Here is a 12,493-nt window from a genome sequence, read left to right on the forward strand (position 1 = left end):
AACGGATAAAAGAAATGACACTCTGTACGACGTCATCGTCGAATGGTCATTCATCCGCCTTACCATAGCATGCCCATCTGCCGCGCGGTCGCATCGATCGCCGCTTTTGCCTTCGCGACGATTTCGTCGATTTCCGGCCGGCTGATCACGAGCGGCGGCGACAGCAACATCCGGTCGCCGCTCGCGCGCATGATCAGATTGCCGTTGAAGCAGAAGTCGCGGCACAGCGCGCCGACATCGCCGCCGTTCGCAAAGCGCTTGCGCGCGAGCGGCTCCTCGGCGAGTTGCACACCCGCCACGAGGCCCGCGCCGCTGATCTCGCCAACGACAGGATGAGCGGCGAACGTCTCACGCAGTCTCTTCTGAAAGTACGGACCGGTATCCGCTTTGACACGCTCGACGATCTTCTCGTCGCGCAGCAGTTTCAGATTGGCAAGCGCGACGGCCGCCGCGACCGGATGCCCGGAGTAGGTGAGGCCATGATTGAAGTCGCCATTGTCGATCAGTGCGCGGGCGACGCGATCATGCAGGCCGACCGCTCCCATCGGCACGTAACCGCTGGTGAGTCCCTTCGCGAGCGTGATCAGGTCCGGCTCGAAGCCGAAGTGCTGATGCGCGAACCATTCGCCGGTTCGGCCGAAGCCGCCGATCACTTCGTCCGCGACGAGCAGCACGTCGTACTTGCGGCAAATTCGCTCGATTTCCGGCCAGTAAGTGTCGGCCGGAAAGATCACGCCGCCGGCTCCGTGGAAAGGCTCACCGATAAACGCGGCGACATGGTCCGCACCGAGTTCGAGAATCTTCGCTTCGAGCTGCCGCGCGCGAGCCAGCGCGAATTCTTCCGGCGTCTGACCGCTCGCCGCTTCGCCGAAGAAATAAGGTTGATCGATATGCACGATGTTCTCGACTTTCGACGGCATCTGTTCATGCATATAAGCCATGCCGCCGAGCGTGCCGCCCGCGATCGTCGACCCGTGATAAGCGTTCTTGCGCGCGATGACGAACTTCTTCGCGCTCTGGCGTTGCGTCGCCCAGTATTGGTGAACGATGCGCAGCACGGTGTCGTTGCCTTCCGAGCCGCTGTTGCAGTAGAAGAAGTGATTGAACGGCGCGGGCGTCAGCTCGGCGAGTAGGGCCGACAGTTCGATCACCGGCGGATGAGTCGTCTTGAAGAAGGTGTTGTAGTACGGCAGTTCTTGCATCTGCCGGAAGGCGGCGTCGGCGAGTTCATGGCGTCCGTAGCCGACGTTCACACACCACAGTCCAGCCATGCCGTCGATGATCTTGTTGCCGTCCGAGTCCCACAGGTACACGCCTTGCGCCTTGACGATCACGCGCGAACCCGCGCGATTGAGCGAGCCCATATCCGAGAACGGGTGAATGTGATGCGCGGCATCGAGCGCGCGGTATTCGGCGGTGCTGCGCGACGGGGCTTGCGAGGTCGGCGCGTCTATCGTTCCGCCAAGCTCGGGCGTCTCCTTCTCCGCATACATCAAATCGTCAGTCTTATAGCTCATACTGCCTCCGTCTTTTCAAAGTTCTCATTGACCGGTTGACCCGCGGCATTCACACGTGCAGCAGCAAATGCCGGCGCTCCCACGAACTGATCACGCGGAAAAACGCTTCGTATTCGGTCTCTTTCAGCGCGAGATACGCGCGGACGAACTGCTCGCCGAGTACGTCGGCGATTGGCTCGCACGCACTCATCAACGTCAGGCCTTCTTCGAGATTGCGCGGTAATTGGTAGGGCAATGCATAGCCGTCGCTCGCCAGCGGTTCGGTTGGGGCGAGCCGCTGCGTGATGCCGAGATAGCCGGCGGCCAAGGTCGCGGCAATCGCCAGATATGGATTGCAATCGACACCCGGAATGCGGTTCTCGATGCGGCGCGCGACCGGCGTCGAATGCGGAATGCGAAAGCCCACCGTGCGATTGTCGTAACCCCACGCGACGTTGATCGGCGCAGCCATGAAACGCGACAGGCGCCGATACGAGTTGATGTACGGCGCGAAGATCGGCATCAGCGCCGGCGTGTACTTTTGCAAGCCGGCGATATAGCCGGTGAAAAGCGATGTCGGTTCGCCATCCGCGGCGGTAAACAGGTTGCGGCCGGTTTCCATATCGACGAGGCTCTGATGCATGTGCATCGCCGAGCCCGGCTCGCCTTCCATCGGCTTCGCCATGAAGGTCGCGTACATCTTGTGGCGCAACGCCGCTTCGCGCACGGTGCGCTTGAATAGAAACACGCTGTCCGCGAGTTTGAGCGGATCGCCATGCATGAAGTTGATTTCCATCTGCGCGGCGCCGACCTCATGTATCAGTGTGTCGACTTCGAGTTCCTGCACGTCGCAGTACTCGTAGATGTCTTCGAACAGCGGATCGAATTCATTGACCGCTTCGATCGAATACGCCTGGCGTCCGGTTTCCGCGCGACCCGTACGTCCAACCGGCGGTTGCAGCGGCAGGTCGGGATCGCGGTTCATATCGACCAAATAGAACTCGAGTTCCGGCGCGATCACCGGTTTCCAGCCGCGCGCCTTGTATAGATCGAGCACGCGGCGCAACACGCAGCGCGGCGAGATTTCGACCGGCGTGCCGTCGAAATGAACGCAGTCGTGAATCACTTGGGCGGTCGGGTCGACTGCCCACGGAATCATCCGGATCGTGCTCGCGTCGGGTACGCACACCATGTCGGGGTCGGTGACGCCGGTCAGCGAATCGCTTTGGGGATAATCGCCGGTCACGGTCTGAATCATCACCGCCTGCGGCAGACGCATCGATTCGCCCGATTCGAACTTGCTGCGCGGAATGATCTTGCCGCGCGCGATGCCGGCCATGTCCGGAATAATCGCTTCGATTTCGGTGACGTGATGCTTTTTCAGAAAATCGTCGATGTCATACATGATTGTTCTCTCTGTTTTGATCCGCGACCTAGGACATGCGTGCAGGGTTGCGTGTATTCATGCGCTGGCGGCACGCGTCGCCGAAGGCGCGAAATATCGCGGTCGCCCTCGACGATCGCGGCGATGTACTTTTCACCGGCCACGTGCGATGGATGAGCGCCGAGCATCGTTCTATCGGCGGTGATGCCTACTATTGGTTGGTTTCGCATAATGAATAGGCGTTTCGATCCCACGCCGCACACCACGTGAAAGGCGTTAAATAGCGCGCGCGACGAAATGGGAAAACGCGAAGGCGAGGCGAAGCCAAAGCGAATCCGCGCAATAACGCGCAGCGCTAATCAGATTAGAAGCGGTTCGATTGAATCCGTCGTAATGCGCGGCAATCAGTCAGCGCCGCGCGGACGCAAGCAGACAGCTCGCGAAACGCGTGCGAACGGACGAATCGAGCAGCGAAAATAGACTAGAAAAGAGAGGCGCTACGGCAGCAGCGAGGCGACTTCGTCTGTGCGCACCGCGATGAACGCGCGTGCGGAGAGAACGTTGCGGCGTCGAACGGAGCGACGCGACAGGACTGTGATGACGGACAGAAAGCGGCGAAACGCAAGGCTGCCGTTGCTGCCGTCGGCGCTGGCGCCGTCAGCGCAAATACAACGCGCCTGACTGCGATTCCAATTCACCAAAGGGCCTCGGACTCTCACGATGACACTCGACTGGCGTAGTTGAGGGTATTGAACGCTCTGTTTCGAATCCACAGCGGATATTGAAGAAACAGGACGCGGGTCGATCGAGAAGAAACGGTACTAAACGGTAAAGGCTTAATTCGCAGCGCCGCTCAAGCAATCTCCCAATAGCTAGGATATACGAGCTAAAAATCCCGTCAATTTATTTTTGTTTTTTGGCAGAACGGCATCAAGCGTGATGCCGTGTGCCTGGTCTGCAATTCGTTCACTCCGCGAGACGGGCGCGCACTGTGTATTCGCCTTCATTGCCCTTGTCTTCGAGCATGTGCGCCATCGCCGTATTGAAGTCGGGTGGGAGTGGTTCGACTGGATAGCCTCGCTTTTCCCATGCGTCGAGTCCGCCCTTAAGGGCGCGCACATGATGAATGTTCTTGCGATGCAATTGCCTGACGATGCGCTTCGCGGTCGCTTCGTTCGGACACACGCAATAGACGACGATCGGCCGCTTCAGATACTCCGGATGAATCGGATCGGGCGATTCCAGATCGAGCGGCCGTGCGCCTGCAATGCGATGCGATTCCTTTTCGCGCACGGTGTGCGGGCGCGCGTCGAGAATCAGCGGCGGTTCGTTCGACTTCATCATCGCGTCGAGCTGATCGGGCGAAATGCGTGCATGCGCGAGCCAGCGGCGAAACTGCAAACGGCGCAGCCAGCGATACAGCAGAACCGCCGCGAAGATCACCGCGAACGTATCGAAGATCGTGCCGCCGTTGTGCCGCACGAACAGCATCAATTGGACGATCTCATCGTGCAAGGCGGCGCCGCCGATGATCCAGACGCTCGCCCACAGCGTCGCACCGACCATGTCCCACAACAAGAACACGCCGACGCCGATCGCGGTCGTGCCGAGCAGCGGCGCGGAAATCAGGCCGAGACCGGGCAGGAACTTCGCGACCGTCAGAATCGGCGCGCCATAGCGCTCATAGGTATTGCGCGCGACGCGCACCGTGGTGTCCAGCGACAGCGAGAAGCGCACGAGGTAATTGAGCAGACGGCGGCCATACGCGCGTGCGGTGAAAAACCACAGCGAGTCGGCGATCAGCGTCGCACCGACCGCCGCGCAGATCATGTTGATGTACGAGGCTTCGCCCACCGCGGCCATCGTTCCCGCGAGAATCAGCATCGGCGCGGCTGGAATCGGCATGCCGAGCTGCGTGACGAGCACGCTCATGAAGACGGCCCACACGCCCGCAGACGGTGGAATAGCGACCGGGAAATGCCACACAACCGCGCTCCTGATTAAGGCAAAGAAAGGGAAAAGAATCGTCTGCGCCGAGGCCGATACGGGCCTCTGGCGACGCGAAAGACGGATTTAAGCACAGGTGGCGAGTCGGCGTTATGAAAGTGCGCCGACAAAGTGGCGCGCGAGCGACGAATGCGCATGGCGCACCGCGCCATGCTGCGTGCATGCGCCGCGCGGCAAGTGGATCAACGCGGACTGAGCAGCGGGATTTGCCTCGCTTCAGGCGAGGCGGTCCAAAAAGCGGCCTGTCGCCTTACGCATCCTCGGAGGGATCATAGGGCACCACGCGCTCATGCTCGTCCGCGTGATTGCGCGCGACGATCGCGCGCGCCGCGGCATTCGCATCGAGATTGAACGGCTGATGCGGCACGCCGGGCGGAATGAACAGGAAGTCGCCCGGCTCGGTGATGACCGACTCGCGCAGGCCCGGGCCATAGCGCGTCTCGATCTTGCCTTCGAGCATATAGATCGCGGTTTCGTAGTCGGCGTGATAGTGCGGCTGCGCATGGCCGCCGGGCGGGACCACGACCATATACATCGACAGTCCGGTGGCACCCGCGGTGCCCGCCGAAATGCCGACGAAATAGGGCAACCGCTGCATCGTCGCCATTTCCCGTTCCGGGCGCACCTTGATCACAGGGGCCCGCGCGTCGTGCGTCACGTTTGACATGGTCGCTCCTTTCGTCGCCGCCGTGCCGGGCGGCTTCATGCATGCCGAACTGAAAGTCTAGACGATACGGGCGGCAATATCGGACCTTGTGAAGCGCGCGCGACCGCGAAAACGCGTTGCTACAATGATCGGCATACCCCCGACCAAGATCACGGAGACAGCGCATGGCCACGCTTCAGCCCATCAGCCGCTACCCGGTCCCCGAGCCGAGCGAGTGGCCCGAAGACATCAGCGCCCGCATTCTCGAAGTGCAGGACAAAGCCGGTTTCGTGCCGAACGTGTTTCTGACGCTCGCGCATCGGCCCGATGAATTTCGCGCGTTCTTCGCTTATCACGATGCGTTGATGCTGAAAGAGGGCGGTCTCACCAAGGGCGAGCGCGAGATGATCGTGGTCGCGACGAGCGCGGTCAACGATTGTCTTTACTGCGTGGTCGCGCACGGCGCGATTCTGCGCATCTACGAGAAAGCGCCGCTGCTCGCCGATCAGCTTGCGGTCAATCATCGCAAGGCCGACATCACCGAGCGGCAGAAGGCGATGCTCGATTTCGCGCTGAAGGTGTGCCGCGCGTCCGGCACGGTCGACGAAGAAGACTTCCAGACGCTGCGCGGTCACGGCTTCACCGATGAAGACATCTGGGATATCGCGGCAATCACCGCGTTTTTCGGCCTATCGAACCGGATGGCGAACGTGATCTCGATGCGTCCGAACGACGAGTTCTATCTGATGGGGCGCGTGCCGAAAGCCGCCGCGGAGGCGCCGAAGAAATAGCCGCGACTGGCATTGCTTCAGCGTCTCTACCGGCATTGCGCATCACGCCTGCGCGGGACGCGGCGCATGCCGCGCGGGCGTCGTCACCGCCGTGTCGTCGATCGGGAAATGCAGCAGCGCCGCGAGCAATCCCGCCGCGACCGTCGCTACCCAGATCAGCGAGTACGAGCCCGTCAGATCGAACACGAGGCCACCGAGCCACGCGCCGAGAAACGAGCCGATCTGATGGCTCAGAAAGCACACGCCGAACAGGCTGCCGAGGTGACGCGTGCCGAACACCTTGGCGACCAGCCCGCTCGTCAGCGGTACGGTACCGAGCCACGTCAGGCCCATCACGGCCGCGAAAATCACCACGGACACCGCGCTTTTCGGCAGCGCGAAGAACGTGGCGATCGTCGCGCTGCGAATCAGATAAAGCCAGCCGAGCACATGATGCTGGCGGAACCGGCCGCCGAGCCAGCCGCACGCCCAACTGCCCGCCATATTGAACAGGCCGATCAGCGCAAGCGCGGTGGCGCCCAGCCCGATCGGCATATGACAGAGCGTCAGATACGCGGGCAGATGCGTCGCGATGAACGCGAGCTGGAAGCCGCAGGTGAAGAAGCCGAGCGTCAGCAGGCGGTAGCCGCGATGGCGCGTCGCTTGTGACAGTACTTCGCGCAGCGGAGTCGCGGGCGCATCGTCGAACCGGGCCTCGCCCGCCGCATGCATCCGCGCGCGACGGTCGAGCACGATGCCGAGCGGCGCGATCAGCAGCATCACGAACGCGAGCACGAACAGCGAGGTCGCGACGCCCGCGTGCAGCCGGATGCCTTGCACGAGCGGCACCATCAGCACCTGTCCGGCGGAGCCGCCGGCGCTGACGAGGCCCATCGCGACGCTGCGCTTCTCCGGCGACGCCATGCGGCCGACTGCCGGCAACACCACGCCGAAGGTCGTGCAACTGACGCCGATGCCGACCAGCAGCCCCATGCCGATCACCAGCAGCGCGCCGCTCGGCGCGACCGCCGACAGCGCGAGGCCGGCCGCGAATGTCGAAGCGCCGAACGCGACGACCGGCGCCGAGCCATAGCGATCAGCAGCCGCGCCCGCGAACGGCTGCGCGAAGCCCCACACGAGGTTGTGCAGCGCGATCGCGAAGGCGATCAGCGTGACCGGCAGACCGCGGTCGAACGAGAACGGGCCGATGAACAGGCCGAAAGTCTGGCGGATGCCCATCGCGGCGCTCAGGATCAGTGCGGCGGCGACGATTACGATCGTGGTGGTGACGGTCGTCGTCGGAGCGACGGCGGGGGTGGGTTGCCCGGTGCGGGTGGTCGACATGGCGGCTTCTCCTTGGCCACCATCGTCGCAGCCCGCCGCGTGGCCGGCAAAGGAAAAGATTTCGACGACAGGTGAGCGCCGCTCACCTGTGCGCCGCCAGGTCGCCGTCCGCGGCCGCGTCGGTTTGCGCGTCGAAAGCCGCCGCCTCGTCCACTAGCCAGCGCCTGAAATCGGCGAGCTCGGGCCGCCGGATCGCGCTGTCCGCATTCTCCGCGCTGACCAGCCAGTAGGCGGTGGCGGATGCGATGGTGGGCGCGCAAGCCTCGACCAGCGCGCCACTCGCCAGATCGCCATCGACCAGCGGCTTGCGGCCGAGCGCGACGCCGAGGCCCATGCTGGCCGCTTCGAAGGCGAGCTGGATCGTGTCGACGTGCAAGCCGGCGTCCATATCGATGCCGCCGGTGCCGGTTGCATCGAGCCACGCCTGCCAGTCTTCACTCGCGGCGTTCACGTGAATCAGCGTCGCGCGTCGCAGGCTCGGGACGCCGTGCTCGTCGCGCAGCGTCGCCAGGTGAGCGGGGCTGCACACCGGCACGAAACGCTCGCCGAACAGGCGCGTCCATGCGGTGCCGGCGACCGGCGCGCGGCTCATGCGGATCGCGAAATCGAAGCCGTCGACCGGGAAACCCACCTGGCGACGCGATGTATCCACGCTCACGTTGATATTCGGCCAGCGCGCGCGAAAGCCCGCGAGGCGCGGCAGCAGCCAGCGCGACGCGAAGGTCGGCGCGCAGCTGAGCGTGATCGACCGATCCGCGCGGTGATTGGGCAGACGCTGCGTGCCGATCGCGATCAGCGAAAAGGCCTCGGACACGTACGACAGATAATCCGCGCCAACCGCCGTCAGCGAGATGCCGCGCGGCTCGCGCACGAACAGCTCGACGCCGAGCGCTTCCTCGAGCCCGACGATGCCATGACTGATCGCGCTCGGCGTGACGTTCAGCTCGGCGGCGGCGAGCTTGAAACTTTGATGCCTGCCGGCCGCTTCGAAAAAACGGAGCGCTGGCAGGGGTGGTAGACGAAGCGGCATGTGCATTCCCCAGGGCGGCCGCGTCGCGTGGCGCGCGTGCCGCGCGGTGTTGGCGGGTGTGATGGGCGTGCTGTTTGGCGCAAGCATACCTCGCGGTGGCGCCTCGCGAGTGTGTTGCCGAACCGTGGGCAAAAGCGGCTGCAAAAAGGCTGCCGCTTAAAAATCATTGGCGGCCGTGTCGATTTTTCGCGGTCTCATCCGTCGTCGCTTGTAGGAAGGGCGGCAAAGCACAGGCAGCCGCCCGTCTTCCGTCCGTTTTTCGCACGACTTCTCACAAGGAGATGGCTGATGAACGACGCAAACACATCGATGCATACGCTAAAACCGGCCCGCGAACTGGCCGACCTGCCTCAACGCTTTCCCGGCGAGAGCGCCGAATATCGACGCGCGCGCAACGCGTTGCTCGCCGAAGAGATCGAGCTGCGCCGCCAGATCGAGCGCGTCGCCGCGCAGCGCCGCGCGCTGCCGGCGGGCGGCATCGTGCCGAAGGATTACCGCTTCGACGGCGAAGCCGGCCCGGTCACGCTATCGCAGATGTTCGGCGCGCACGACACACTGGTGACCTACAACTGGATGTTCGGACCGCAACGCGCGCGGCCGTGCCCGATGTGCACGTCGCTGCTGAGTGCGTGGGACGGCGAAATGCCCGATATCCTGCAGCGCGTCGCGTTCGTGGTGATCGGCCGCTCGCCGATCGACAGGCTCGTCGCGTTCAAGCAGGAGCGCGGCTGGCGGCGTCTGCGGCTCTATTCGTCGGGCGGCAATACGTTCAATCGCGATTACGCAGCCGAAGATCCTGCCGGCGACGACGTTCCGGCGCTCAACGTATTCACGCGCACGGGCGGTGTCGTGCGGCACTTCTGGGCCGAGGAGATGGGGCCATCGACGTCGGACCCCGGGCAGGACCCGCGCGGCGCGCCCGATCTGATGCCGCTATGGACGATCCTCGACATGACCCCCGGCGGCCGCGGCACCGACTGGTATCCGAAGCTGGCGTACTGAGCGGCACGGCCGCAAAGCGATCGAGCGCTACGAATGCGTCTCCGCCGCATGGCTTTGCGCGAGCGCGGTCCATAGGAACGTGCCGACCGCGCTTGCCCGCATCGGCAGGCTGAACAGATAGCCTTGCACCGCGCGCGCGCCGAGCGCCTTCACGACCTGGGCCTGCAATGGCGTTTCGAGTCCTTCCACCACGCATTCGAGTCCGAGGTTGCGGCACAGGTCGATCACGGATTTGATGATCTTCTTCGATGCGCTGTTGGTATCGACGTCGGAGACGAAGCTGCGATCGATCTTGATCGCGTCGAATGGCAAGCGGTGCACGTAGCTGAGGCTCGAATAGCCGGTGCCGAAATCGTCGAGCGACATCCGGCAGCCGGCCTGCTTCAGCATTGTCATCGCACTGCGCGCCTGCTCGAAATCGCGCGTCAACGCCGTTTCGGTGATTTCGAACGTCACGCGATGCGGCGACACACCGCTTGCGGCGACGATGTCGATCAGGCGGCGGGCGCGTGCCGACGTCGAGATATCGATCGCGGACAGGTTGAACGACAGATACAGATCGGCGGGCCAGTGTGCGACTTCGGCGAGCGCCTGGCGCAGCAGCACATCGGTGATGCCGAGAATCAGCTCGGTACGCTCTGCGATCCGAATGAATTCCTCGGGCCTGACCATGCCGAGCCGCGCGTTGTGCCATCGCCCGAGCGCTTCGAGGCCGATCGGCCGGTGGGTGAGCAGATCGTAGATCGGCTGGAATTCGAGGAACAGTTCCGCTTCGAGATCCGCGTGGCGCAACTCCTGGGTGACGAGGCTTAGCCGCCGCATCTGCGTCTCGTGTTCGGTCGAGAAAATCACCGGCATGCCGCGGCGGTTTTCCTTGCCGACATAGAGGGCGGCGTCGGCGCGTTCGAACACTTGCGCGACCGTCGAGCCCGCGTCGGGAAACGCGGCCCAGCCGATCGTGCCCGACAGCTCCGCGACATTGTCGGCGACCTGGTAAGGCCGACTGAGCGCGTCGCAGATCCGCTGCCCCAACTGAACCAGCGCTTCGTTCGACATCTTGTGACGCACGAGCACGCCGAATTCATCGCCGCCCAGACGCGCGAACATCAGGCCTGTCTCGCTGATCGACACGAGCCGCGTGCCGACTTCCTGCAGCACGAGATCGCCGCTCGCGTGACCATATATGTCGTTGACCTGCTTGAAGCCGTCCAGATCGATGAGCCCGACGTTGAAGCCGCCGCCGGTTTCGAGCGCCTGCTCGAGTATTGCGCTCAGCGCCGCGAAATAGCTGCGCCGGTTCGGCAGGCCGGTCAGACTGTCGATGTTGGCGAGCCGGTAGTTGTCGTCGCTGAGCCGTTGGGTGTTTTGATGGCTTGCCTGTAGTTCGCGTTGCGCTCGCACGGCGTCCGCAAACGTGCGGCAGTAAAGCTGGATGACCACCGCGAGCGCGACGCCGACCAGCGTCATATCGACGGCCATCGCGAAGAACACCGGCGAGCCGCTGGACACGAGGAACCCGGAGAAACTCAGGAGGACGATGCAAAGCAGCAGAAGCGCGGCCTTGCGCAGGTGGATCAGGCAGAACATGCTGCCGACCAGCGTCGTCGCCATGTAGAACGCGACCTGCGCCTGCTGATACGCACCGCCGTACGGGAACAACAGCAGCGACCAGCCGCTGAACGCGACGCCGAACAGGCCGACGATCCACGTCACGCCCCGCAATTCGCGGACCACCTGGGCGTCCGTCATCGGCCGGTTGCGTTTGCGCCACCAGCGCACGCAGCGAAGTACACACAGCGCGGCGAGCGCGCCGGGCATATATATCGACAGCCAGGCCGGCGCGCTGTCCAGATGCGTCGCCGCGACCGCCGCCGTGTTGACGAGCAGGATGAAGTAGAGAAGCGGTACCTGGCGGCTGAACGCTTGCAAGCGCGCACGCGTCAGCGCACGGTCACCATCGGCGACCGACAGTACCTTCTTCAGTCTTGCGAGCCAAACCATCACCGTCCTTTTAACGTTTGCGTGCTAAACGCAGCTGTTTATATCGGCGCAAAGCTGATTAACTTGAGCGTTCCGGGAGGTAAATAGCATCGCAGCCAAGGGTCCGTGAACCCGACGGCATGCTTACGAATCGTCGTGCGGTAAGTAGTACCTGGCGGCAGTGCAAGCAGGCGTTTGTGCCGGATGCCGATGGCGGGACTTTCGACGAAAGCTGGCTATCGCGCATGCTCGAAGTTGGGGCACGACAGCACCCGCTGCGGCCGCATCGCAGTGCCGGGCTGGCCGGCTGGAGCAGGGGCGCCTTGCGGCGCTGACGAGACGAGCCGGACCGCGTCGGCGCCCGCATTCGCGAGCACGTATTTTTCCGGGCTATCGTCCGGCTGCCAGTACGCGCGAAACACGTCGCCGTCGCTGAACACGAGCAGCTTGCCGTGCACCGTTGTTCCGCCGCCGACGAAGTCGACCGGTTCGCCGTCGCGTAGCGAAAAGCCCTGCGCGGCACTGGAATTGGTTGCGCCGACGAGGGTCGCGCACGGGTTGTCGCTGGCAGCCGCAGCCACCGATGACAACGCGCAGAGCAGCGCGCATGTTGCAAAGTGGCGAATTCTCACTTTTTTATGTCTTGCAGAAAGTTTTCTTGTGATGTGTTTCGCAAATAGCGCGCCCGCGCTTCACGAAAAGGGCTATCGTCATCGGGAAGGCCGCGCGGGCTCGCATAACGCGACCTAAAGTACTGAAATTGCAACGGATTGTGATGCGCGGCAAACGCTCATGAGATGGCGCGCGCACATAAGCCCGCGATTCTTATGGCAG

General features: G+C 63.3%; 11 protein-coding genes and 1 pseudogene. 2 read left to right on the top strand and 10 right to left on the bottom strand.

Annotated elements, in window-relative coordinates; genetic code table 11:
- Positions 1-59: 59 nt before the first annotated feature.
- The 6 genes and pseudogenes from AB3X95_RS14735 to AB3X95_RS14760 form a co-directional block, all read right to left on the bottom strand.
- Positions 60-1,517 (bottom strand): aspartate aminotransferase family protein, encoded by a 1,458-nt coding sequence (locus AB3X95_RS14735; protein WP_368621691.1) that lies wholly within the window; start codon positions 1,515-1,517, stop codon positions 60-62.
- A gap of 49 nt (positions 1,518-1,566) precedes the next feature.
- Complete coding sequence (locus tag AB3X95_RS14740) at positions 1,567-2,901, bottom strand: glutamine synthetase family protein (protein ID WP_176106475.1); 1,335 nt, start codon at positions 2,899-2,901, stop codon at positions 1,567-1,569.
- A gap of 83 nt (positions 2,902-2,984) precedes the next feature.
- Positions 2,985-3,110 (bottom strand): annotated as a pseudogene (locus AB3X95_RS14745) (gamma-glutamyl-gamma-aminobutyrate hydrolase family protein); the annotation flags it as partial.
- Positions 3,111-3,377: 267 nt separating this feature from the next.
- Positions 3,378-3,599 (bottom strand): hypothetical protein, encoded by a 222-nt coding sequence (locus AB3X95_RS14750; RefSeq protein ID WP_233853204.1) that lies wholly within the window; start codon positions 3,597-3,599, stop codon positions 3,378-3,380.
- Between the two features lie 247 nt (positions 3,600-3,846).
- Positions 3,847-4,866, bottom strand: coding sequence for a rhodanese-like domain-containing protein (locus AB3X95_RS14755; protein ID WP_176365922.1), 1,020 nt, complete (start codon positions 4,864-4,866; stop codon positions 3,847-3,849).
- A gap of 271 nt (positions 4,867-5,137) precedes the next feature.
- Positions 5,138-5,554: a cupin domain-containing protein gene (locus AB3X95_RS14760; protein WP_176365921.1), complete on the bottom strand. Its 417-nt coding sequence runs from the start codon at positions 5,552-5,554 to the stop codon at positions 5,138-5,140.
- Between the two features lie 164 nt (positions 5,555-5,718).
- Here AB3X95_RS14760 and AB3X95_RS14765 point away from each other — a divergent pair, with 164 nt between their 5' ends.
- The gene (locus AB3X95_RS14765; protein ID WP_368621692.1) at positions 5,719-6,324 is read left to right on the top strand and encodes a peroxidase-related enzyme; all 606 of its coding nucleotides are present in this window, start codon (positions 5,719-5,721) and stop codon (positions 6,322-6,324) included.
- Between the two features lie 42 nt (positions 6,325-6,366).
- Here the strand turns inward: AB3X95_RS14765 and AB3X95_RS14770 are convergent, their stop codons facing one another.
- A complete protein-coding gene (locus tag AB3X95_RS14770; protein ID WP_368621693.1) occupies positions 6,367-7,647 on the bottom strand; it encodes an MFS transporter in 1,281 nt (426 codons plus the stop codon).
- A gap of 82 nt (positions 7,648-7,729) precedes the next feature.
- Entirely contained in the window at positions 7,730-8,677 is a 948-nt protein-coding gene (locus AB3X95_RS14775; protein ID WP_368621694.1) for a LysR substrate-binding domain-containing protein, read from the bottom strand.
- Between the two features lie 288 nt (positions 8,678-8,965).
- Here AB3X95_RS14775 and AB3X95_RS14780 point away from each other — a divergent pair, with 288 nt between their 5' ends.
- Entirely contained in the window at positions 8,966-9,679 is a 714-nt protein-coding gene (locus AB3X95_RS14780) for a DUF899 domain-containing protein (protein ID WP_368621695.1), read from the top strand.
- A 27-nt stretch (positions 9,680-9,706) separates the two neighbouring features.
- Here AB3X95_RS14780 and AB3X95_RS14785 read toward each other — a convergent pair whose 3' ends face one another.
- Both AB3X95_RS14785 and AB3X95_RS14790 read right to left on the bottom strand, forming a co-directional pair.
- Positions 9,707-11,680, bottom strand: a complete 1,974-nt coding sequence (locus AB3X95_RS14785; RefSeq protein ID WP_176120278.1) for a bifunctional diguanylate cyclase/phosphodiesterase — start codon at positions 11,678-11,680, stop codon at positions 9,707-9,709.
- A gap of 215 nt (positions 11,681-11,895) precedes the next feature.
- A complete protein-coding gene (locus tag AB3X95_RS14790) occupies positions 11,896-12,249 on the bottom strand; it encodes a hypothetical protein (protein WP_368621822.1) in 354 nt (117 codons plus the stop codon).
- Positions 12,250-12,493 lie beyond the last annotated feature (244 nt).

The organism is Paraburkholderia sp. BR13444, assembly GCF_040948755.1.
GTDB lineage: Bacteria > Pseudomonadota > Gammaproteobacteria > Burkholderiales > Burkholderiaceae > Paraburkholderia > Paraburkholderia youngii.